Source organism: Pseudomonas sp. StFLB209 (assembly GCF_000829415.1).
Lineage (GTDB): Bacteria > Pseudomonadota > Gammaproteobacteria > Pseudomonadales > Pseudomonadaceae > Aquipseudomonas.
Map to the genome: position 1 here is coordinate 6,191,182 of NZ_AP014637.1, position 21,832 is coordinate 6,213,013.

The 21,832-nt window shown below is 59.8% G+C and carries 18 protein-coding genes; 8 read left to right on the forward strand and 10 right to left on the reverse strand.

Translation table 11 applies throughout. From position 1 onward, the window contains the following. Window positions 1–53 precede the first annotated feature (53 nt). From PSCI_RS27495 to PSCI_RS27520, 6 genes are all read right to left on the reverse strand, one after another. Entirely contained in the window at window positions 54–581 is a 528-nt protein-coding gene (locus PSCI_RS27495) for a DUF6586 family protein (protein ID WP_045493305.1), read from the reverse strand. 79 nt (window positions 582–660) lie between these two features. Then, complete coding sequence (topA, locus tag PSCI_RS27500) at window positions 661–3,273, reverse strand: type I DNA topoisomerase (RefSeq protein WP_045493307.1); 2,613 nt, start codon at window positions 3,271–3,273, stop codon at window positions 661–663. A 115-nt stretch (window positions 3,274–3,388) separates the two neighbouring features. After that, complete coding sequence (locus PSCI_RS27505; protein WP_045493310.1) at window positions 3,389–3,625, reverse strand: DUF1653 domain-containing protein; 237 nt, start codon at window positions 3,623–3,625, stop codon at window positions 3,389–3,391. Window positions 3,626–3,725: 100 nt separating this feature from the next. Beyond that, a complete protein-coding gene (gene fadA, locus PSCI_RS27510; protein WP_045493312.1) occupies window positions 3,726–4,901 on the reverse strand; it encodes an acetyl-CoA C-acyltransferase FadA in 1,176 nt (391 codons plus the stop codon). 6 nt (window positions 4,902–4,907) lie between these two features. Further along, window positions 4,908–7,073: a fatty acid oxidation complex subunit alpha FadB gene (gene fadB, locus PSCI_RS27515; RefSeq protein WP_045493315.1), complete on the reverse strand. Its 2,166-nt coding sequence runs from the start codon at window positions 7,071–7,073 to the stop codon at window positions 4,908–4,910. Window positions 7,074–7,629: 556 nt separating this feature from the next. Next, window positions 7,630–8,073 (reverse strand): hypothetical protein, encoded by a 444-nt coding sequence (locus PSCI_RS27520; RefSeq protein WP_045493318.1) that lies wholly within the window; start codon window positions 8,071–8,073, stop codon window positions 7,630–7,632. Window positions 8,074–8,198: 125 nt separating this feature from the next. On the opposite strand from PSCI_RS27520, the gene PSCI_RS27525 reads away from it, so the two are divergent. Beyond that, the gene (locus PSCI_RS27525; RefSeq protein ID WP_045493321.1) at window positions 8,199–8,639 is read left to right on the forward strand and encodes a universal stress protein; all 441 of its coding nucleotides are present in this window, start codon (window positions 8,199–8,201) and stop codon (window positions 8,637–8,639) included. Between the two features lie 62 nt (window positions 8,640–8,701). Here PSCI_RS27525 and PSCI_RS27530 read toward each other — a convergent pair whose 3' ends face one another. Continuing rightward, complete coding sequence (locus PSCI_RS27530) at window positions 8,702–10,624, reverse strand: ATP-binding cassette domain-containing protein (RefSeq protein WP_045493323.1); 1,923 nt, start codon at window positions 10,622–10,624, stop codon at window positions 8,702–8,704. Window positions 10,625–10,816: 192 nt separating this feature from the next. On the opposite strand from PSCI_RS27530, the gene PSCI_RS27535 reads away from it, so the two are divergent. After that, window positions 10,817–12,745, forward strand: coding sequence for a transglycosylase SLT domain-containing protein (locus tag PSCI_RS27535; RefSeq protein WP_045493326.1), 1,929 nt, complete (start codon window positions 10,817–10,819; stop codon window positions 12,743–12,745). 176 nt (window positions 12,746–12,921) lie between these two features. Here the strand turns inward: PSCI_RS27535 and PSCI_RS27540 are convergent, their stop codons facing one another. Together PSCI_RS27540 and PSCI_RS27545 are read right to left on the reverse strand one after the other, a co-directional pair. Further along, a complete protein-coding gene (locus tag PSCI_RS27540) occupies window positions 12,922–13,731 on the reverse strand; it encodes an MOSC domain-containing protein (protein ID WP_045493329.1) in 810 nt (269 codons plus the stop codon). A gap of 42 nt (window positions 13,732–13,773) precedes the next feature. Beyond that, window positions 13,774–14,703, reverse strand: a complete 930-nt coding sequence (locus tag PSCI_RS27545) for a chemotaxis protein CheV (protein WP_045493332.1) — start codon at window positions 14,701–14,703, stop codon at window positions 13,774–13,776. Window positions 14,704–15,320: 617 nt separating this feature from the next. On the opposite strand from PSCI_RS27545, the gene PSCI_RS27550 reads away from it, so the two are divergent. From PSCI_RS27550 to PSCI_RS27560, 3 genes are all read left to right on the forward strand, one after another. Then, on the forward strand, window positions 15,321–15,737 hold the full coding sequence (locus PSCI_RS27550; protein WP_045493335.1) for a hypothetical protein: 417 nt from the start codon (window positions 15,321–15,323) through the stop codon (window positions 15,735–15,737). Between the two features lie 200 nt (window positions 15,738–15,937). After that, window positions 15,938–16,837: a sensor histidine kinase gene (locus PSCI_RS27555; RefSeq protein WP_231906537.1), complete on the forward strand. Its 900-nt coding sequence runs from the start codon at window positions 15,938–15,940 to the stop codon at window positions 16,835–16,837. Between the two features lie 2 nt (window positions 16,838–16,839). Continuing rightward, window positions 16,840–17,499: a response regulator gene (locus tag PSCI_RS27560; RefSeq protein WP_045493341.1), complete on the forward strand. Its 660-nt coding sequence runs from the start codon at window positions 16,840–16,842 to the stop codon at window positions 17,497–17,499. Here PSCI_RS27560 and yegS read toward each other — a convergent pair. Further along, entirely contained in the window at window positions 17,483–18,415 is a 933-nt protein-coding gene (yegS, locus tag PSCI_RS27565) for a lipid kinase YegS (protein ID WP_045493344.1), read from the reverse strand. The two genes, PSCI_RS27560 and yegS, sit on opposite strands and share 17 nt — an antisense overlap. 279 nt (window positions 18,416–18,694) lie before the next feature. On the opposite strand from yegS, the gene PSCI_RS30025 reads away from it, so the two are divergent. From PSCI_RS30025 to PSCI_RS27575, 3 genes are all read left to right on the forward strand, one after another. Further along, complete coding sequence (locus tag PSCI_RS30025; RefSeq protein WP_257106889.1) at window positions 18,695–18,829, forward strand: hypothetical protein; 135 nt, start codon at window positions 18,695–18,697, stop codon at window positions 18,827–18,829. A 68-nt stretch (window positions 18,830–18,897) separates the two neighbouring features. Then, window positions 18,898–20,334, forward strand: a complete 1,437-nt coding sequence (locus tag PSCI_RS27570; RefSeq protein ID WP_045493347.1) for an undecaprenyl-phosphate glucose phosphotransferase — start codon at window positions 18,898–18,900, stop codon at window positions 20,332–20,334. Beyond that, on the forward strand, window positions 20,334–21,791 hold the full coding sequence (locus tag PSCI_RS27575) for a mannose-1-phosphate guanylyltransferase/mannose-6-phosphate isomerase (RefSeq protein ID WP_045493350.1): 1,458 nt from the start codon (window positions 20,334–20,336) through the stop codon (window positions 21,789–21,791). Before PSCI_RS27570 ends, PSCI_RS27575 begins: the two co-directional genes overlap by 1 nt. Window positions 21,792–21,832 lie beyond the last annotated feature (41 nt).

The following is a 21,832-nucleotide window of genomic DNA, read 5'->3' on the forward strand; positions in this document are numbered from 1 at the left end:
CGCGAAAGGCGGGCAGTGTAACAGCCTGCACTGATGCGTACATCAAGCTTGTATCAGAACTCGTTCATCCCCTGGCGAAAACGCACCGCCAGTGACTTGATCGATTGCCGCCAGCTTTCCAGCTCGTCACGGGTCAAGCCCTGCTCCGGCTCTGGCTCATCATCCAGATTCACTGCCTGGATGATCGGCTGGGTGACATCGCCCTTGGGCTTGACCGGCGCACGTGGCGGCTCGAACAACGCTGCATAGGCCACCAACAATTGACCCAGCCAGGTATGCCGGTTCTGCGCCAGCTCGATCAACTCGCCCAGCTCAGGGATGGCAACGCTTTCCAGCACCTCAGGCGCCAGCAACAGTTCGGCGCGTGGTGCCCCGGCTTGCGGCAGGCGGTAGTAACCGGCGATCTCGTGACACAGGCCCAGCAAAGCGCCGTACAGATGAAACAACACAGTTTCACGGCCAGCCTGGATCTGCGCCTGGGCATTCATGGCCTGGCCTTGCTCAGCCTTGCCCAGGGTTTCCAGAGCCAGGCCGGCGAAGAAAATCTTCTGGTTGGTGCGGGTGTAAAGTTCTTGGGCCATGTCAAAACCTCCCTTGCAGCGTTGGCGAAAAACCGATCAAAGCAAAAACCCCCTTGCCTGGCTGGCAAGGGGATTTCGATCAACGCTTGTCTTCGACCTTCCAGGCGTTGCCATCGTGGAACGCGCGCCAGCCAGTCGGCTTGCCGTCCACTTCGGTCTGGACATACTGCTCCTTGGTCTTGCGGCTGTAGCGCACAACCGCCGGGCGGCCATCAGGGTCCTTGACCGGCGCATCACACAGGAAATGATACTTCGGATCGATTTCCTGTTTATGCGGCACCAGTTCCAGCACCAATGGCGCACGGGTTTCGCGATTTTTCGGGAACTGGCTGGCAGCCAGGAACAGACCTGAAGCACCGTCGCGCAAGATGTAGGTGTCGTCGACCTTCTCGCACTTGAGCTCCGGCATCTTCACCGGGTCCATCTTCGGCGGCGCCGCCTCGCCGCTCTTGAGCAGCTTGCGGGTGTTCTTGCACTCGGCGTTGGTGCAACCGAAAAACTTGCCGAAGCGACCGGTCTTGAGCTGCATTTCACTGCCGCACTTGTCGCATTCCAGGCTCGGGCCTTCGTAGCCCTTGATCCGGTAAGTGCCCTCTTCGATTTCATAGCCGGTGCAATCTGGGTTGTTACCGCAAATGTGCAACTTGTGCTTTTCATCGAGCAGGTAGGCATCCATCGCCGTGCTGCAGATCGGGCAACGGTGCTTGCCGCGCAGTACCCGCGACTCCGATTCACCCTCATCGTCATCGGCAATCTCGTCGCCCGGCGTCAGGTTGACGGTTGCCTTGCAGCGTTCCTTAGGCGGCAGGCTGTAGCCCGAACAGCCAAGAAACACGCCGGTGGACGCAGTGCGGATCTGCATCGGGCGGCCACAAGTCTTGCAAGGGATATCAGTCATCACCGGCTGGTTGGCACGCATGCCGCCCTCAGGCGCCTCGGCGACTTTCAGCTTGGTCTGGAAGTCCTCGTAGAACTCGTCCAGCACGTTTTTCCAGTCCCGCTCACCCTGGGCAACGTCGTCGAGATTCTCTTCCATACCGGCGGTAAAGCCGTAGTCCATCAGATTGGAAAAGCTTTCGCTCAGGCGCTCGGTGACGATATCGCCCATCTTTTCGGAATAGAAACGCCGGTTGTGCAGGGTCACATAGCCGCGATCCTGAATGGTCGAGATGATCGCCGCATAAGTCGATGGACGACCGATACCGCGCTTTTCCATCTCCTTGACCAGGCTGGCTTCAGAGAAGCGCGCTGGCGGCTTGGTAAAGTGCTGGCTGGGGTCGATACCCAGCAAGTCGAGCTTCTCGCCCTCACCCATGTCAGGCAGCACACCGTCGTCACCCGGCTTGGCGATCTGCGGCAAGACCTTGGTGTAACCGTCGAACTTGAGAATACGCCCCTTGGCCCGCAGCTCGAAGCTACCGGCAGTCACGCTGACAGTGGTCGACAGGTATTGCGCCGGTGGCATCTGGCAGGCCACGAACTGGCGCCAGATCAGCTCATACAGGCGCTCGGCGTCACGCTCCATGCCCGACAGCTTGCTGGGGTGGGTGTTGACGTCCGAAGGACGGATCGCTTCGTGCGCCTCCTGGGCGCCTTCCTTGCTGCTGTAGACATTCGGCGCATCAGGCAGGTATTTCTTGCCGAACTCGCTCTCGATGTAGCTGCGCGCCATGCTCACCGCATCGGCCGACAGGTTGGTCGAGTCGGTACGCATATAGGTGATGTAGCCCGCTTCGTAAAGACGCTGGGCCATCATCATGGTCTTCTTCACGCCGAAGCCCAGGCGGTTGCTGGCAGCCTGCTGCAGGGTCGAGGTGATGAATGGCGCAGAAGGCTTGCTGCTGGTCGGCTTGTCTTCGCGCTTGGCAATGCTGTAGCTGGAGGCCTTGAGCTTCTCCAGTGCCGCCATGGCCTGGGCTTCGTTAAGCGGTTTGAAAGCCTCGCCGTTCTCGCGGGCCACCTCAAAGCGCACTTTGGCGCCCTTGGCGGTGCCCAGGTCGGCATGCACTTCCCAATACTCTTCCGGGTTGAAGGCGCGGATTTCGCGCTCACGCTCAACCACCAGTTTGACCGCTACCGACTGGACCCGACCGGCCGACAGGCCGCGAGCAACCTTGGCCCAGAGCAGCGGCGAAACCATGTAACCAACGACACGGTCGAGAAAGCGACGCGCCTGCTGGGCATTGACCCGGGCGATATCCAGTTCGCCAGGCTCGGAGAAGGCTTCCTGGATGGCTTTTTTGGTGATCTCGTTGAACACCACGCGCTTGTAGCGCTCATCATCACCACCGATGGCCTCGCGCAGGTGCCAGGCAATGGCTTCCCCTTCGCGGTCCAAGTCCGTTGCCAGGTAAATGGTGTCGGCATCCTTGGCCAGCTTGCGCAGCTCTTCGATGACCTTTTCCTTGCCCGGCAGAATCTCGTACTTGGCTTTCCAGCCCTGATCGGGATCAACGCCCATTCGCGCCACCAGCTGGCGACGGGCCTTTTCCTTGGGGCTCAGCGCCGGAGCATCGCCGGCAACCGCCTTGCCACGCTTGGCAGCAGGCTCCTTGGAGGCACTGGCCGAACCGCTGGTGGGCAGGTCACGGATATGGCCGATACTCGACTTCACCACGTACTGGTTGCCCAAATACTTGTTGATGGTCTTGGCCTTAGCCGGGGATTCCACGATGACCAGCGATTTGCCCATGGATCAGAAAATTCCTGAATACGATAAATGAAAGACAGACGCGAGCCTGTAAAGGCATCGCTATATATAGTGGCTACAGAGTGAGGTCAAGCCGCGCCAATGGTAGCGTTGCGCCTCACGGCCTGGAAAAAAGACTTTCTTCGGCCTGGACCAAAGCAAAGCGCGGCACGCGCTCGCCGTCAACCTCGACAGTTTCCTGAAACATTGTCAGAGGTCTTACCCACATACCGTAGTCCCCGTACAGCGCTTGATAAAAGACCACGTACTCTTCGGTCTCAGAGTGCCGCGCGACGCTGAAAACGCGGTACTGCGGCCCTTTGTAATGACGATAAAGTCCTGGTTGCAAGTGCATGCGGTAATCCCCGGAAAAAAATTACATATTTTGAAAAAAATGCCGTCGATAAAACGCAAAAGCCGGGGCACAAGGCCCCGGCCAATGCAATCAGGATGAATCAGACCCGCTCGAAGACGGTGGAAATACCCTGACCCAGACCAATACACATGGTTGCCACACCCAAGCGGCCGCCATTTTGTTTCATGACGTTGAGCAAGGTGCCCGAGATCCGCGCACCGGAACAACCGAACGGGTGACCCAAAGCAATCGCGCCGCCATGCAGGTTAACCTTCTCGTTCATCTTGTCGAGCACTTTCAGGTCCTTGAGCACCGGCAGCGCCTGCGCCGCGAACGCTTCGTTGAGCTCGAAGAAGTCGATATCAGCAATCGACAGGCCGGCACGCTTGAGCGCCTTCTGCGTCGCAGGTACAGGTCCGTAGCCCATGATCGCGGGGTCTACGCCGGCCACCGCCATCGAACGGATCACCGCCAACGGCTCCAGCCCCAGGTCTTTGGCACGCTGGGCAGACATTACGATCATGCATGACGCGCCGTCAGTAATCTGCGAACTGGTACCGGCGGTCACGGTGCCGCCCTTGGGGTTGAAGGCTGGCTTCAAGGCTGCCAGGCCTTCCAGAGTGGTCTCGGGACGAATGGTTTCATCCTGAGCAAACACCTTGAGGAAACCGTCTTCGTCATAGCCCTGCATCGGAATGATCTCGTCCTTGAAACGCCCCTCCACAGTGGCCTTGTGGGCCAGTTGGTGAGAGCGCAGGGCGAATGCATCCTGCTGCTCGCGGCTGATGCCATGCATCTTGCCCAGCAACTCGGCAGTCAGCCCCATCATCCCCGAAGCCTTGGCAGCATAGAGCGACAGGTGCGGGTTAGGGTCCACACCGTGCATCATCCCCACATGGCCCATGTGCTCGACACCGCCGACCACGAAAACATCACCGTTGCCGGTCATGATTGCCTGGGCGGCCGTGTGCAGCGCGCTCATCGACGAGCCGCACAGACGGCTGACCGTCTGGGCTGCCGAGGTATGCGGAATCTGGGTCAGCAGCGAGGCCATGCGGGCGATGTTCCAGCCCTGCTCCAGGGTCTGGTTGACGCAGCCCCAGATCACGTCTTCGACTTCTGCAGGATCGACCTTGTCGTTACGCTCCAGCAGCTTGCTGATCAGGTGCGCCGACATGTCCTCGGCGCGGGTATTGCGGTGCATGCCGCCCTTGGAGCGGCCCATGGGTGTGCGCGCGAAGTCGACGATCACCACATCTCTTGGATTCAGACTCATGGGTTGTTACTCCTTGACTGGCGCTTGACCGAAGAAACGCTGGCCGGTACGGGCCATCTCACGCAGTTTCGCGGTCGGTTCATACAGGGCGCCCAGTTCGGCATAGCGGTCAGCCAGGGCCACGAATTCAGCTACGCCAATCGAATCGATGTAACGCAGTGCCCCACCACGGAACGGAGGGAAGCCAATGCCGTAGATCAGCCCCATGTCAGCCTCGGCGGCCGTCTCGACGATACCGTCTTCAAGGCAGCGGACAGTCTCCAGGCACAGCGGGATCATCATCCAGTTGATGATGTCCTCATCGCTCAGCTCGCGCTGCTCGTAGACAATCGGCTTGAGCACGTCGAGCACCTCAGGGTCGGTGACCTTCTTCGGCTTGCCCTTCTTGTCGGTTTCATACGCGTAGAAACCCTTGCCGTTCTTCTGCCCAAGACGCTTGGCGTCATACAGGACATCGATAGCCGAGCGGCGGTCGTCTTTCATCCGATCCGGGAAGCCTTCAGCCATCACGTCGCGACCATGGTGGCCGGTGTCGATACCGACCACGTCCATCAGGTACGCCGGGCCCATCGGCCAGCCGAATTTTTCCATGATCTTGTCAATGCGCACGAAGTCGACACCGGCACTGACCAGCCGGGCAAAACCGCCAAAATACGGAAACAGCACCCGGTTGACCAAAAAGCCCGGGCAGTCATTGACCACAATCGGGTTCTTGCCCATTTTCTTGGCATAGGCAACGGTGGTTGCCACGGCTTGTTCGCTGGACTTCTCGCCACGGATCACTTCCACCAGCGGCATCATGTGCACCGGGTTGAAGAAGTGCATGCCGACGAAGTTTTCCGGGCGTTTGAGCGCCTTGGCCAACAGGTTGATGGAGATGGTCGAGGTGTTCGACGCCAGGATGGTGTTTTCGCCAACCTGTTCTTCCACCTCAGCCAGCACCGCCTGCTTGACCTTGGGATTCTCCACCACAGCTTCGACCACCAGATCGACGTGGCCGAAGTCGCCGTAAGACAGGGTCGGACGAATGGCATTGAGCGCTTCGGCCATTTTTGCCGGCGTCAGGCGGCCTTTCTCGACCCGGTTACCAAGCAGCTTGGACGCTTCGTTGAGACCCAGCTGGATGGCCTCTTCGCGGATGTCCTTCATCAGGATCGGCGTGCCTTTGACTGCTGACTGGTAGGCGATGCCGCCTCCCATGATGCCCGCGCCCAGCACCGCCGCCTGCTTGACCTCGCGGGCTTGCGCATCATAGGCCTTGGCCTTGCGCTTGAGCTCCTGATCGTTAAGGAACAGGCCAATCAGGCTCTGCGCGGCAGAGGTCTTGGCCATTTTGACGAAGCCTGCGGCCTCGACTTCAAGTGCCTTGTCACGACCGAAACTGGCAGCTTTCTGAATGGTCTTGATCGCTTCGACCGGCGCCGGGTAGTTAGGGCCGGCTTGACCGGCGACAAAGCCCTTGGCTGTCTCGAAGGCCATCATCTGCTCGATCGCATTGAGCTTGAGCTTTTCGAGCTTGGGCTGGCGCCTGGCCTTGTAATCGAACTCGCCGCTGATCGCGCGCCTGATCAGATCCAGCGCCGCTGCGCGGAGCTTGTCGGCCTCGACCACGGCATCGACTGCACCGACTTTCAGCGCATCTTCGGCGGTGTTTTCCTTACCCGAAGCAATCCATTCGATGGCGTTGTCGGCACCGATCAGACGTGGCAGGCGCACTGTGCCGCCAAACCCGGGGTAGATGCCCAGCTTGACTTCCGGCAGGCCGACTTTGGCACCGCTGGCCATGACTCGGTAGTCGGCCGCCAGGCACATTTCCAGGCCACCGCCCAGTGCAATGCCATTGATCGCGGCCACAGTCGGCACACCCAGGTCTTCAAAGTCGCTGAAGATCCGGTTGGCCTGCAGGTTGCCGGCGATCAGCTCGGCGTCGGGCAACTGGAAATTGTCGACGAACTCGGTGATATCGGCGCCGACAATGAAGACATCCTTACCGCTGGTGACGATCACCCCGGTGACCGACGCATCGGCCTTGAGGGTATCGACCACCTGACGCAACTCGTCGAGGGTAAGGCGATTGAACTTGTTGACGGACTCACCCTTGAGATCGAAATTCAATTCGACGATGCCACCTTCAAGAGCCGTAACCGTGATGGCTTTACCTTCGTAAATCATCAACTGATCTCCACGATATGGAAGCTGAACAATACACACCGGGCCTTACAGCCCGACGAGACCACGACGTCGCCGTCAATGAACACACCAGATCACAGGCTCACCGCCGACGTGGCAGTCCGAATTCTGTAAGAGCCGTCTGACACCAAACGCTCAATTCATACGCCCGTTTGACTTGGGTACGCACACCTTCATGCAAAACCGGTTAATTGTCAATTCGCCGCCCCGGTCATCAATACCGTGCTTCGGCCAGATGCCAGCCTTGCCTGGAAAACAGAATAGTCGCTGCCAGTCGCATTCCCCTGTTCGAGGAGCGGCGCGACGAAGTATGGGTCAAAGTTCATCCCTTGCCCGTGCACCGTCATGGTTCACAGCAATAAATAGTAAGGAAAGAAAGCGACAAAACGGAGCAAAGCGGCTAGAGTTCAGCCAGCGCTGAAGCGATGACCGTTCGAGGCACTGCAACCACGGCATTGCACCGTCAGCCCACAGAATTACCGGCCTGCCTGGCCACCCCCGGCCCGATATGACTATCGGGCTTTTTTATGGGCGACGATCAGAGCCGGGCGAGCGCCTTCATCGCCTCATTAATATGCTGCAACACTTGAGCATCGCCACGCTCCCCCCAGTACAGGGAGAGCATCCGGGCATCCACCTCGACCTTGTAGACATCGCCCGGCAACCCTTGCAAATGGGCCATGACCCGCTCATCCGCGCAAGGCTCACGCCAGCGATTGACCCACGTCCCCGGCTCGGTTTGCCAGTATTGCCATTGGCCAGATTCTGCCGACCGGCGCGGGCAGTGATACTGCGCGCAGGAACCAGGCGGCTCGCGCAGCAACCAGTGCGGCCACTCTTCCCGTGCCAGTTGCATACCCAGCCCCAGGCGCCGTGCTTCAAGGCGCAGCGCCATTCTTGTGCTCTGTCTGCGTGATGGCAGCATCCACACCAGCGGGCTGAGCATCACACAAATGATTGACAGAATGATCCAGCCCGTCATATTTCTTGCCCCCGCGCTATCCAGACCAGATAACAATCATTAATAAAACGGCCGCTAGAAGGCCTGCCCAGACGGGCGCGAAAAGGCCATACTGGCTTCAACGCATTGTTCCGGAGGTTACTCTCATGCCGTATCAACACATTTTGGTCGCCATAGACCTGACCGACGAATGCGACCCGGTCATCAAGCGCGCTCGCCTGCTGGCCCAGGCCAGCGGTGCCACGTTATCTTTCGTGCATATCGTCGAACCCATGGCCATGGCCTTTGGTGGCGACGTGCCGATGGACCTGTCCCAGTTGCAGCAGCAGCAATTTGACCAGGCCCAGGCGAAGCTGGACCTTATCAAACAGAAATACCCGGAAGTTCTGGTCGGCAAAAGCCACCTGACCTATGGCCAGCCACGCCAGGAAATCCACAAACTGGCCAAGGAGCACGGCTGCGACCTGATCGTCGTTGGCAGCCACGGCCGCCACGGCCTGGCCCTGTTGCTGGGTTCTACAGCCAATGACGTGCTGCACGGTGCGCCTTGTGATGTGCTTGCAGTACGCCTGAACAAGCAGGACTGATACTGCAACGCGCCTGACGCAGTCTGGCAGGTGCGCGCCCTGTGGCGCGCCCTGCCCGCCTGTCAGTCGTCCAGTTCAGCCCAGCGCTCCAACAGCGCATCCAGCTCAGCCTGGACCGTCTCGACCTGGGCCAGTACCGCCGTGACCTCGGTAGACGGCCGCTGATAGAACGCCGGCTGGGTGATTTGCTCGTTCAACGCCGCCAAGCGGGTTTCAGTTTCGTCGATCCGGCCAGGCAAGGCCTCCAGTTCGCGCTGCTCCTTGTAGCCGAGCTTTTTCTTCGCCACTGGTGCGGCCTGCACCGGTGCAGCGCTTGCTGTTGGCTTGGGTGCGACCACAGCACTATTGAGTTCCGATTTGCCTGACTTGCTGTCAGTCACTCCCAACAGACGTGGCGAGCCGCCCTGACGCAACCAGTCCTGGTAGCCACCGACGTACTCACGGACCTTGCCACCGCCCTCGAAAACCAGGGTACTGGTGACCACGTTGTCCAGGAAGGCCCGGTCGTGGCTGACCATCAACACGGTACCTTTGTAGTTCGACAGAACCTCTTCGAGCAACTCCAGGGTTTCAACGTCCAGGTCGTTGGTAGGCTCGTCAAGCACCAGCAGGTTGGCCGGCTTGCTGAACAGCTTGGCCAGCAACAGCCGCGCCCGCTCACCACCGGACAGCGCCTTGACCGGCGTGCGGGCACGCTGCGGGCTGAACAGGAAATCGCCCAGGTAACTCAGTACGTGGCGATTCTGGCCGTCGATCTCGATAAAGTCGCGACCTTCGGAAATGTTGTCGATGACGGTCTTTTCCAGATCCAACTGATGGCGCAACTGGTCAAAGTAAGCGACCTCAAGCTTGGTCCCTGTCTGCACGTCACCGCCGGTCGCCTGCAGATCGCCCAGCATCAGTTTGAGCAGGGTGGTCTTGCCGGTACCGTTGGCACCCAACAGGCCAATCCGGTCCTCGCGCTGCAGGACCATAGAGAAGTCCTTGACCAGCTCAGGACCGCCCGGATGGGCGAAGCTGACATTTTCCAGCACGATGACCTGCTTGCCGGATTTCTCCGCCGACTCGATCAGAATATTGGCCTTGCCGGTCCGTTCACGACGCTCACTGCGCTCGACACGCAACGCCTTGAGCGCACGCACACGGCCTTCGTTACGGGTGCGCCGCGCCTTGATCCCCTGGCGAATCCAGACTTCTTCCTGAGCCAGACGCTTGTCGAACAGCGCATTGGCGGTTTCTTCGGCGGCCAGCATGGCTTCCTTGTGCACCAGAAAACTTGCGTAGTCGCCGTTCCAGTCGATCAGCCCGCCGCGATCAAGCTCCAGAATGCGGGTCGCCAGGCTCTGCAGGAAGGCCCGGTCGTGGGTGATGAACAAGACCGCGCCCTGGAAGTCCTTGAGTGCCTCTTCGAGCCAGGCAATCGCACCGATATCCAGGTGGTTGGTCGGTTCGTCGAGCAACAGCAGGTCAGGCTCGCAGACCAGCGCCTGAGCCAGCAGCACCCGACGGCGCCAGCCACCGGACAACTCGGCCAGGGTCTTGTCAGCCGGCAACTGCAGGCGGCTCAGGGTGCTGTCGACCACCTGCTGCAGGCGCCAGCCATCACGGGCTTCCAGCTCCTGCTGAACATGCATGAGTTTGTTCAGGTCGTCTTCGGTGACGCAGTTCTGGGCCAGATGGTGATATTCAGCCAGCAGCGAGCCAACCCCGTCCAGGCCTTCGGCGACCACATCGAACACGGTGCGCTCATCAGCCGCCGGCAGCTCCTGAGGCAACTCGCCAATTTTCAGGCCAGGTGCGCGCCAGATACTGCCGTCGTCGGGCTTTTGAACGCCCTTGACCAGCTTGAGCATGCTGGATTTGCCTGTGCCATTGCGGCCGATGATGCACACCCGCTCACCGCGGGCGATCTGCCAGGAGACCTTGTCCAGCAACGGCATGGCGCCGAATGCAAGGGACACTTCGCTGAATTTGAGCAGGGTCATGAGCTTCTCCAAAAACCGGGCGCGCATTCTACCCGAGATAGAGTCCCGCTGTCGGCAGCAGGACGAAATGACTCGCTTGCACCCCCGGTAATTATTTCCGGACACGTCACAGGCAGTCGCGCCACTTTCAACCCAAGCAGGCAAAAGGCTAAAGTAACGGCACTTTTCACGACTCAACAGCCCGGAAGTCCCATGCGCGGTCGTTTGTTCAGCCTAGTATCCTGTCTGCTTCTTTCCGCAACCGCTGCCATGCAGGTCCAGGCAGCGGATATCACCCAACAGCGCAAACTCTATGACGAGGCCAAGAGAGCCCTGGCCAAAGGCGACACCGGCCCCTACATGCGCTCTGCAGCAGCGCTGGCCGACTACCCGTTGCAACCGTATCTGGAATACGACGAACTGACCGCCCGTCTGAAGAGCGCCAGCAACGCCGAAATAGAAAAGTTTCTCGCCGAGCACGGCGACCTGCCCCAGGCCAACTGGATGAAATTGCGCTGGCTGCGCTGGCTGGCCGAGCGCGGTGACTGGCAGACCTTCGTCAAGTATTACGATGAAAAGATGAATTTCACCGAGCTGGACTGCCTGTACGGCCAGTACCAGATCAACAATGGTCAGCGCGCCGAAGCCTACGCCAGCGCAGAAAAACTGTGGATGACCATCAAGAGCCTGCCAGGCTCGTGCGATACGCTGTTCGCCCAGTGGGCCGCTGCCGGACAATTGACCGAGCAGAAGCGTTGGCAGCGCGCCAAGCTGGCCGCCCAGGCACGCAACTACAGCCTGGCAACCACACTGGTCAACAGCCTCAATTCGCTGGCACCGCAGGGCAAGCTGTTGCTGGCGGTGGCGCAGAAACCGGAAATGCTCGACAACCCGGCGCAGTTCAGGCCGGTGGACGAAGCCATGTCGGATGTGGTCGGTCTCGGTCTGCGGCGCCTGGCCCGCCAGGATCCGCCGAAAACCCTGGCGATGCTCGACAGCTACGCCACCACAATGCACTTCTCCAAAGAAGAAAAGGTCGAGATCGCCAAGGAGATTGGCCTGACCCTGGCGCGTCGTTATGACGACCGGGCACTGGAGATCATGAGCCGCTACGACCCTGACCTGCACGATGACACCGTCAGCGAATGGCGCATGCGCCTGCTGTTGCGCCTGGGGCGCTGGCAAGAAGCTTATGACCTGGCACGCCGCCTGCCGGCCGACCTGGCCGACACCAACCGCTGGCGCTACTGGGAAGCGCGTGCGCTAGAGCTGGCGCAACCGGGCAACCCGCAAATTCCGGCCTTGTACAAACAAGTCGCGCAAGAACGGGACTTCTATGGTTTTCTGGCCGCCGACCGCACCCAGAGCCCGTACCAGCTGAACAACAAACCGCTGGTTCTTAGCCAGGCCACGATCAACAAGGTGCGCAACACCCCCGGCATTCGCCGTGCGCTGGAATTTCACAATCGCGGCGAGATCGTCGATGGCCGGCGCGAGTGGTATCACGTCAGCCGGCATTTCAACCGCGACGAAATGGTTGCCCAGGCCAAACTGGCCTATGACCTGAAATGGTACTTCCCGGCAATCCGCACCATCAGCCAGGCCAAATATTGGGATGATCTGGATATCCGCTTCCCGATGGCTTATCGCGACACGCTGGTGCGCGAAGCCAAAGTGCGGGGCCTGCATTCGAGCTGGGTATTTGCTATCACCCGTCAGGAAAGTGCGTTCATGGACGACGCCCGTTCCGGCGTGGGCGCCAGTGGCCTGATGCAGTTGATGCCGGCCACGGCCAAAGAGACCGCAAAACGCTTCAATATTCCGCTGGCCTCACCGCAACAGGTGTTTAACCCCGATACCAATATTCAGTTGGGCGCGGCGTTTCTGAGCCAGGTGCACGGGCAGTTCAACGGCAACCGGGTATTGGCGTCGGCGGCCTACAACGCAGGTCCAGGACGGGTGCGTCAGTGGCTCAAGGGTGCCAACCACCTGGCATTCGATGTCTGGGTGGAAAGCATCCCGTTCGACGAGACGCGCCAGTATGTGCAGAACGTGTTGTCGTACTCGGTGATCTACGGCCAGAAGCTGAATAACCCGCAGCCGCTGGTGGACTGGCACGAACGATTCTTTGACGATTTGTAGAACCGGCCGGGCTGTCGTACTGCAAACACGGCGCCTCGCAGGAGCCGCTTTAGCTGCGAAGCCTTTCGCGGCCAAAGCGGATCACCGCCCGGCCGCTCCTACAAGATAAGCATTAAAAATCAATTGGCTGTGATTTGTTTGATGAGAGAGCGGTGGTCGCCACAACGGCCCCGCTCCTACTCCAGAACTTCCACCCGCATCCCCACCTCCAGCCGTCCTTCGCCATCGCTGACCAGGTTTTGCCCGAACAGGATTTCGTTTTCGATCAGACGGTAGCTCTTGAGGGTATTGAGCGGTTCGCGATCGGGACTGCGCTGGCCGGTGGCGGGGTCGATGGTGGTCAGGACACAGCGCGAGCAGGCCTTGAGTACCCGCAATTCCAGTTCGCCGATGCGGATGCGCTTCCAGCTGTCTTCGGCATAAGGCTCAGCGCCGCTGATCACCAGATTGGGTCGAAAGCGCAGCATCTCCTGCGGCCGACCGATACGCGCAGAGAGGTCGTCCAGAGACCCCTGACCAATCAGCAACAGCGGAAAACCATCAGCGAACCCGACTTTGTCGTCGATCGTCCCGTAACCATCGGGCAGCCAGCGTGCACGGGCCTGAGGGACATGCACCACCCGCACTGGTTTGCCAATGAAGGCACTGGCCCACTCGGCCGCCTCGTCACCGGCGTCCGGCACCTGCAAACTATCACGCCATACGGTGACACCGCGCAGGTTATCGGCCCGGTCTTCAGGCAACGCCACATCAAGCGCCGTGAAGCCTGGCGCTGAGAATGTCACGCCGCCAGAGGCATTCCACAGCACCGACAACTGCGACATGTGCGGCAATGCACGCTGGGTGAGAAAACGCCCGGTAGCGGCATCGACCAGCATCCAGCGCCGGTCGCCAACCAGCCCCAAGGCATCGAAAGCAGCGCTGTCGAGCACCTCGGGTTTGCACGACTTCAAGGGATAGCGGTAAAGCGCACTCAGTTGCAACATGGCCTGTTCCTGGTGGAGTTCAGGCCACAGATTACACTGGCCTCAGCCGTACACCATCACTAACCGTTCACGAACAACATCGACCAGCTTGTCCGGCTGGAACTTGGACAGGAAGTTATCGCAACCGACTTTCTTGACCATCGATTCGTTGAAGCTGCCCGACAGCGAAGTGTGCAACACCACATACAAGCCCTTGAGCCGTGGGTCGTTGCGAATCTCGGTGGTCAGTCGGTATCCGTCCATTTCCGGCATCTCTGCGTCGGTGAACACCATCAGCAGCTTCTCGTTCATGTCCTGGCCGGTGTCGGCCCAGGCTTTGAGCATGTTCAGCCCCTTGAGACCATTGCTGGCGGTATGCAGCTTGATGCCGAGCTGCGACAAGGTATCGCGCAACTGGTTGAGTGCGACCTTGGAGTCATCCACCAACAGAATTTCCAGACCCTTGGCGCGTTCCAGAATCGGATCCTCAAGCTTTTCGGTCGACACCCGGGCGTTGTAGGGCACGATCTCGGCCAGCACCTTCTCGACATCGATGACTTCGACCAGTTGGTCGTCGACCTTGCTGATTGCCGTCAGGTAGTGCTGGCGACCGGCGCTGGCCGGTGGCGGCATGATGGCATCCCAATTCATGTTGATGATGCGGTCCACGCCGCCCACCAGGAACGCCTGCACCGAGCGGTTGTATTCAGTGACGATAATCGTGCTGTTCGGGCCCGGCACCAGCGGCCGCATGCCGATCGCTTGCGACAGGTCAATAACCGGCAGGGTCTGGCCGCGCAGGTTGACCACGCCACAGACGAACGAATGGCGTTGTGGCATGAGCGTCAGCTTGGGCAGTTGCAGCACTTCCTGAACCTTGAAGACGTTGATCGCAAACAACTGGCGGCCCGCCAGCCGGAACATGAGGATTTCCAGGCGGTTCTCGCCCACCAACTGGGTACGCTGATCCACTGTGTCGAGAATGCCAGCCATGTAGAACTCCTGAAGCGTTAATGACGATACGTCTGCCCGGTGTATCGGCCGAAGCCGCTCAGACCTTAGCCTGTGCACCCGGGCTTTATCGCGAAATGGCAACCCACTGACTCCACCCGACACCTGATCAGACAACCGCCGGCGATCATTGATATCATATTAGCATCATGCTTTACTGGCTTTACCTTGCCAACTGCCTTGACGATATATATGTCGTTACGGGTCAGATCTTTTTTCAAGTATCAAAGAATTTGATGCTAGGGGTAACCCTGAGTCCAACTCAGGGCAAACCTGATATTCGCCTTATTCAATAGATATTATTGTGACACCATTCTCAATACATGAATGGAGTCAGGCTGTTGTTGTGCGTGCAGGCTCAAGCCCTGCCCCATGCGCGGCCGCCAAGGGGCAATGAAGCAAGCCTGCGCATCAGGGATCAAGTCGACGGCTGAGATTTTCGGCACTGGCTGGCTAATGCGTGCCGATAGACATCATATAGCCACCATCGAACAATATTCAGAATCCCCCTACAGACTTTCAGCTGAAATAGACATTAACTGTCTGGCATTCCCCGCGAGCGCTCTGTCTACGCGATCGATGAAGTACGGAGACCCAGAATGCTGAACAGTAATCAATGGCAGCAGCGACATGACCAGGTGCTGGATGAATGCCTGAGGTTGCTGGACCGCTCCGAAGACTGCCTGGCGCATCTGGAGATGATCGCCAACGACAAGGACGCTATCAAAGGCCTGCAAAGCACCTTGCGCTCACTCACCGAGAAAGCCGTCGGCGCAGCACTGCACAGTACCGCCAGCTTTGCTGGCCAGTTGCAGCAACAACTCGAAGGCCTGGGTGATGACATGCTGCAGCACGAAGCCCTGCGCACACTCAGAGACTGCCTGGGCCTGCTGGCCTGGCAACTGGAACTGATTGACCCGCAGACCGGCGAGCTGGGCATGGACGACAGCGAACAACACGAACTGCTCAACCGTCTTGCCGACCAGACCCGCGCAGCACCCAGGGCCGGTTGTTGATGCGGGGCAGACAAAAATATCCACACGCAACAAATAAGCCTTACGCTATCAATCAGCACAAACGCATTGCCGATGGTTTCGATATCAGGCATATCTTCGTTCATCAATACGGTTAAGTATTGCATTGCGATAACGGTTTGCTTGTCTGTAGCGCACCCATTGGGTCGCTGTCGCCGTGGACCACCAGCCAAGACTTTTCAATGATCGCCTTAATACCCCTGCGCAACTTGATCTCTCGCTTGTGCCCTATGGGCAACCGTTATGCCCTGGTGCTGACAGCCACACTCGGGACGCTCGCCACCCTCGCCAACACACTGGTTTATTGGCATACGCAGACACTGCCCGGCGCGTTGTTGCTGTTCAATCTGCTGACCTTGATCCTGCTCTGGCTGCCACAGCTGGGCGCACGCCAGGACGTTTGCCTGACCCCTGTTGAACTGGCCGAACACATGTTGCAGGTGCAAAAGACCGAGCGCCAACGACTCAGCCGCGAACTGCACGACGATATCGGCCAGATGCTCACTGCCGCCCGCCTGCAGCTCGACTGGTTGCAACGGCGCCTGCCGGACGATTGTCACGAACAGGGACGATTGCTCAACAACACACTGCAAGAGACGCTGGACAAGATCCGCGACCTGTCGAGCATCCTCAATCCGCGCCAGCTCTCAAGTCTGGGGCTGGAAGCGAGCCTGCGCTCGCATCTGGTACGCACCCTGGCCGACAGCGAGGTACGCTGGACCTTCGACTGCCCGCAACCGCTCAATGGCATTGCAGAAGAGATCGCCGTTGCCGCCTTCCGGATTACCCAGGAAGCGGTAACCAACATGCTGCGCCATGCTCAGGCACGCAACCTGGTGGTGCGCCTGCAACGTCTGCCCCACGGCTTGTCGCTGTTCATTCAGGACGATGGCCAGGGTTTCGAGCCAGCCTTGAGCCCCGCCCAGGAAAACCAGCGCGGTATCGCCGGCATGAGCGAACGGGCGTGCCTGCTCGGCGGCGCCTGGTCGCTGCACAGCGAACCAGGCGTCGGCACTCGTATTGAAGCCGTTTTCCCGTGGGCCCCACGCAACCAGCAACGGGCCCGCCCGCACAAGACCTGATCATGACCTGCACACTCTTACTGATCGACGACCACTCCCTGATCCGTGCCGGCATCCGCGCCATGGTTGCCGACATTCCCGGCTTCAGCGTGATCGGCGAAGCCGCTGACGGTGACCACCTGCCCGAACTGGCCCTGAGCCTGGACCCGGATATCGTCCTGCTGGACATCTCGATGAAGCAGACCAGTGGCCTGGATGCCCTGCAACAGCTATTGCGGGCAAGACCGCACAGCAAAGTGCTGATCATCTCGATGCATACCGAACCGGCACTGATCATGCGCGCCTTGCAGACCGGCGCCCACGGCTACCTGCTCAAAGACACCACCGCAACCGAGCTGCAGCACGCGCTCCTGGCGCTGGCAGCGGGCGAGCGCTATCTCAGCCCGGCGATTGCCCACACCGTCATCAATCAGGCGTTGCTCGGGACGCCGAGCCTGCCTCTGAACACCCAGGACAGCCTCAACCTGACGGCCCGGCAACTGGAAATCCTGCGCCTGATCGTGCGCGGCAAATCCACCCGGGAAATTGCCTCGGGCCTGGGCCTGTCGGTCAAAACCGTCGAGACCCACCGCGCGCAAATCATGAAGCGCTTGCAGATCTACGACATCGCAGGCCTGGTGCTGTACTGCGTACGCGAACGAATCATCAGTCTGGACGACTGAGCCACGGCGTCTCACTGTCGCCCAACAGCGCCGAACCGGCTGGCAAATGCACCATCAAGGCAGCATGACGCGCCTCGAAACGCAGGTGCTGGCAGTTGAGGGGTTCGCCATCGAGGTTGATATCCAGCCCGTGGACTGACTTGAGCTCGATCCAGGGCAGGCGGGCCCGGACGAACATGTTCTCGATACCCAAGCCGCCGGCCAGCAAACCTTTCAGGGTGCCGACCAGTTCCTGTGGGGCCGGCAGGATACTGATGTCCAGCAAGCCATCGTCGGCCAGCGCATTGGGGCATAACACATGACCGCCGCCGGCCTGTCGACCGTTACCGATGCCCAATGCCAGCAAGTCTCCGGCCCAGTGAAAGTCTGGACCGCTCAGTTCGCCATAGGCCGCATGCAGCTCACTGAAACGGGTCAGCCCAGTAAACAGGTATGCAGCGCCGCCGAGCACCTTTTTCAGGTCTTCGGAGGTATTGGCCGTCACCTGGCTGCCAAAGCCGCCGGTGGCCATGTTCAGAAACAGTCGCCCATCGACCTCGCCCAGATCGACGGCGCGCGCCGGAACGTCCAGCAGATCAAGTGCTGCATCGACCTCAAGCGGTACACCAGCGGCGTGGGCAAAATCGTTGGCAGTGCCCAGCGGCAGAATCACCAGGCTCACAGGCTGATCAGCCGTACGACTGAGCGCCAGCGCTTCGGCGATATCGCGCAGGGTGCCGTCGCCGCCTCCGGCGATCACCTGCCGATGACCGGCGGCCAGGGCTTCGGCAACCAGCCGCTGGGCATCGCCGGCTTCCCAGGTCAGACGCACATCAAGCTCCCACCCCTGCTCGCGCTTGCGGGCAACCGCATCGCGGACCTGCTCGTTGAGCGACTGCTTGCCATGAAGAATCAGAATCGCTCTGCGTTGTGCCATGACACTCCCCTGTGTTTGATCAAAGGTTGCTGTCTATCCCGCGACTCTTGGTTCGGTGCATGACAGGTCTGCTTATGACCCCGGACGAAGTGAAAGCGCTCGCGGCTTCGAAGATTTTTTTATCCGGGCGCCATGGCCTCGTTGCCCCGTGTTTATTGAGCCATATTGCCATCAGGCGCCTTGACACGCTCTAGCGCCGGCAAAACCCGGACGAGAAACTCCACGTTTTCTGTTGCATGAGCTTTACTGTCAAAAAAGCTGCTCAAGGAGGTTTGCGCTATGAATCAAGGACTCATCCCGCAACACAACGGTAATACGCCGACCGACCGTGCCCGGGCCAATGCCCGCATGACCTCCTCCTGCAGCCAGACCGCCACATCCTTGACAGACGCCAGACCAACCTCGACTTATTGACCCACACCGCTACTGATCAGCCATGGATCGATACCCAACCAAAGGATTAATAGCAGTGAGTGAGCGCCATGCGTTTACAACCCGTTGACAGTCTTTCCCTGACCCGTACCAGCCTGGTGGAATACTTCCTGTTTGGTATCCGTCTGGCCCATGGTCTGGCCTGCATTCTGCCAGGGCTGGTGATTCTGGCCCTCGACCCCGCAGCACCCGCAGATGCCGCCAAAGGGCAACTGGGCATGCTGCTGGTGTTCGGCATCCTCAGCGTGGTGGTATTCCAGGCCTTGGGGGTGTATTCCGAAGCGCTGTTCAGCAACTCGGTGCGCCTGCGCATGATCGTGTTTGCCTGGACCGCCGCATTCGGTCTGCTGCTGATCATGCACCACATGATGGATGTGCTCGAAGCGGTCGATCAGGACCAGCTGTTGCTCTGGTATCTGGCGACTCTGGGATTGCTGAGCATCGTGCGGCTGATGCTGCTGGTGCTGTTCCGTCAACAAATGAAAAAGGGCGTATTCCTGCAGACGGCGGTGATTCTCGGCGCGACGGAGAACGGCCTGCGGCTGGCCGAGTATCTGGTCGAACATCAGGACATCCGTTCCGGGGTCATCGGTTTTATCGACGATCGCATCGGGCGCATGCCCAAGACGGTCGCCAACCTGCCTTTGCTGGGCAACACCGGCGACCTGGAGCGGCTGATCCGCGAAGACAAGGTCACTCAGGTGCTGGTGGCGCTGCCATGGACTGCAGAAAACCGCATGGACTACATCATTCGCGAACTGCGTCGCCTGCCGGTCAATGTGTTGCTGGTGCCAGACATGATTGCCTTCCGGCACACCCACAACCGCATCACGGAAGTGGCCAGCCTGCCGATGTTCAACGCCTCCGATGTGCCGCTCAGTGGCTGGTCGCCGTTCATCAAGCGTGCCGAGGATATCGTTCTATCGTCGCTGGCCATCCTGGCCCTGTCGCCACTGATGCTGCTTATCGCTGCCGCGATCAAACTCGACTCCAAAGGGCCGGTGCTGTTCCGCCAGAAGCGCTACGGCTACAACAACCGCCTCATCGAGGTATTCAAGTTTCGCTCCATGCATCAGCACCAGGCTGATGCCTCAGCGGAAAAACAGACCACCCGCAACGACGCCAGGGTTACGCGGGTCGGGCGCTTCATCCGCAAGACCAGCCTGGATGAGCTGCCACAGCTGTTCAATGTAGTGGCCGGCAGCATGTCAATGGTGGGCCCGCGCCCCCATGCCACAGCCACCAAGGCGGCCGGCATTCTCTTCGAGCAAGCGGTGAAGGAGTACACCTCGCGCCACCGGGTCAAACCTGGCATTACCGGCCTGGCGCAGATCAAGGGCTACCGGGGTGAGACAGATACCGTCGAGAAAATCGAGAAGCGCGTCGAACTTGATCTTGAGTACATCGAAAACTGGTCCGTCTGGTTCGATCTCTACATCCTTCTGCGCACTGTTCCGGCAGTGCTACTCAACCGAGAGGTCTATTGATGAGCACCCTCATCCCCTGCATCGTCGCCGGTGGTTCCGGCACCCGACTCTGGCCGGTCTCTCGCGAAGCCATGCCCAAGCCGTTCATGCGCCTTCCCGATGGCGAAAGCCTGCTCCAGAAAACGTTCAACCGCGCCACCCACCTGCCGGGTGTCGAGCGCCTGCTGACCGTCACCAACCGTGAGGTGTACTTCCGCACGGTGGACGACTACCGCCCGTTGAACAAACAGCGGGCAAAACTGGACTTCATCCTGGAACCTGCCGGGCGCAACACGGCCCCGGCGATTGCCGCCGCGGCCTTGCATGTATCGACACTTTACGGGGCCCAAAGCCAGTTGCTGATTCTGCCGGCCGATCACCTGATCGCTGACGTGCCAGCGTTCGAGGCGGCGGTGGCCCGCGCCCGTGAGCTGGCCGAGCAAGGCTGGCTGGTGACCTTCGGTATTCTGCCCGACAAGCCGGAAACCGGCTTTGGCTACATCGAAAAGGGCCAGGCGCTCAACGGCGCCGGTTATCAGGTCGCGCGCTTCGTTGAAAAACCTGATGCCGCTACTGCCAAGGCCTGGGTCGATGGCGGTCTGCATCTGTGGAACGCCGGGATGTTCTGCCTGCGTGTCGATGTGCTGCTGGCAGAGCTGCAAGCCCATGCCCCCGACGTACTGGAAGCGGTGCAAGCGTGCCTGGACAAGAGCACCAGCAAGCAAGGCAGCAATGAATTGCAGCTCGAACTGGACGCTGAGCTGTTCGCTCAGGTGCCGGATATATCCATTGACTATGCGCTGATGGAGCGTTCGGCCAAGGTCGCGGTAGTGCCCTGCCAACTGGGCTGGAGCGATATCGGTTCGTGGCAGGCGCTGCGCGAGCTGACCCCGGCCGACGCCAATGGCAACCAGTTCAATGGCGAGACTGTTCTGCACGACGTGCATAACTGCTACATCGACTCGCCCAAGCGGCTGGTCGGTGCGGTGGGGCTGGAAAACCTGATCATCATCGACACCCCCGATGCGCTACTGGTCGCCGATGGCAACCGCACCCAGGATGTGAAACTGATCGCCCAGCAACTCAAGCGTCAGAACCACGAGGCCTACCGCCTGCACCGCACAGTGACCCGGCCATGGGGCACCTACACCGTGCTGGAGGAAGGCAAACGCTTCAAGATCAAGCGCATCGTGGTTCACCCGCAGGCTTCGCTGTCACTCCAGATGCATCATCACCGCAGTGAACACTGGATCGTGGTCAGCGGCATGGCTACCGTCACCAATGGCGAACGCGAATTCATGCTCGACACCAACGAGTCGACCTTCATCAAACCCGGCCACACCCACCGGCTGGTCAACCCCGGTGTCATTGACCTGGTGATGATCGAAGTACAAAGCGGTGAGTACCTGGGCGAGGACGATATCGTGCGCTTTACCGACATTTATGGACGAGTGCCGGCCCAGGCCAACAAGGCCTGACCCTGGCGAAATGCAGAATTGCCCGCACCACCCGGCGTGGG

Excerpts from the sequence above, each read along its gene's own strand:
- PSCI_RS27495 (WP_045493305.1), bottom strand. The coding sequence starts at position 581 with ATGGCCCAAGAACTTTACACCCGCACCAACCAGAAGATTTTCTTCGCC.
- topA (WP_045493307.1), bottom strand. The coding sequence starts at position 3,273 with ATGGGCAAATCGCTGGTCATCGTGGAATCCCCGGCTAAGGCCAAGACC.
- PSCI_RS27505 (WP_045493310.1), bottom strand. The coding sequence starts at position 3,625 with ATGCACTTGCAACCAGGACTTTATCGTCATTACAAAGGGCCGCAGTAC.
- fadA (WP_045493312.1), bottom strand. The coding sequence starts at position 4,901 with ATGAGTCTGAATCCAAGAGATGTGGTGATCGTCGACTTCGCGCGCACA.
- fadB (WP_045493315.1), bottom strand. The coding sequence starts at position 7,073 with ATGATTTACGAAGGTAAAGCCATCACGGTTACGGCTCTTGAAGGTGGC.
- PSCI_RS27520 (WP_045493318.1), bottom strand. The coding sequence starts at position 8,073 with ATGACGGGCTGGATCATTCTGTCAATCATTTGTGTGATGCTCAGCCCG.
- PSCI_RS27525 (WP_045493321.1), top strand. The coding sequence starts at position 8,199 with ATGCCGTATCAACACATTTTGGTCGCCATAGACCTGACCGACGAATGC.
- PSCI_RS27530 (WP_045493323.1), bottom strand. The coding sequence starts at position 10,624 with ATGACCCTGCTCAAATTCAGCGAAGTGTCCCTTGCATTCGGCGCCATG.
- PSCI_RS27535 (WP_045493326.1), top strand. The coding sequence starts at position 10,817 with ATGCGCGGTCGTTTGTTCAGCCTAGTATCCTGTCTGCTTCTTTCCGCA.
- PSCI_RS27540 (WP_045493329.1), bottom strand. The coding sequence starts at position 13,731 with ATGTTGCAACTGAGTGCGCTTTACCGCTATCCCTTGAAGTCGTGCAAA.
- PSCI_RS27545 (WP_045493332.1), bottom strand. The coding sequence starts at position 14,703 with ATGGCTGGCATTCTCGACACAGTGGATCAGCGTACCCAGTTGGTGGGC.
- PSCI_RS27550 (WP_045493335.1), top strand. The coding sequence starts at position 15,321 with ATGCTGAACAGTAATCAATGGCAGCAGCGACATGACCAGGTGCTGGAT.
- PSCI_RS27555 (WP_231906537.1), top strand. The coding sequence starts at position 15,938 with ATGATCGCCTTAATACCCCTGCGCAACTTGATCTCTCGCTTGTGCCCT.
- PSCI_RS27560 (WP_045493341.1), top strand. The coding sequence starts at position 16,840 with ATGACCTGCACACTCTTACTGATCGACGACCACTCCCTGATCCGTGCC.
- yegS (WP_045493344.1), bottom strand. The coding sequence starts at position 18,415 with ATGGCACAACGCAGAGCGATTCTGATTCTTCATGGCAAGCAGTCGCTC.
- PSCI_RS30025 (WP_257106889.1), top strand. The coding sequence starts at position 18,695 with ATGAATCAAGGACTCATCCCGCAACACAACGGTAATACGCCGACCGAC.
- PSCI_RS27570 (WP_045493347.1), top strand. The coding sequence starts at position 18,898 with ATGCGTTTACAACCCGTTGACAGTCTTTCCCTGACCCGTACCAGCCTG.
- PSCI_RS27575 (WP_045493350.1), top strand. The coding sequence starts at position 20,334 with ATGAGCACCCTCATCCCCTGCATCGTCGCCGGTGGTTCCGGCACCCGA.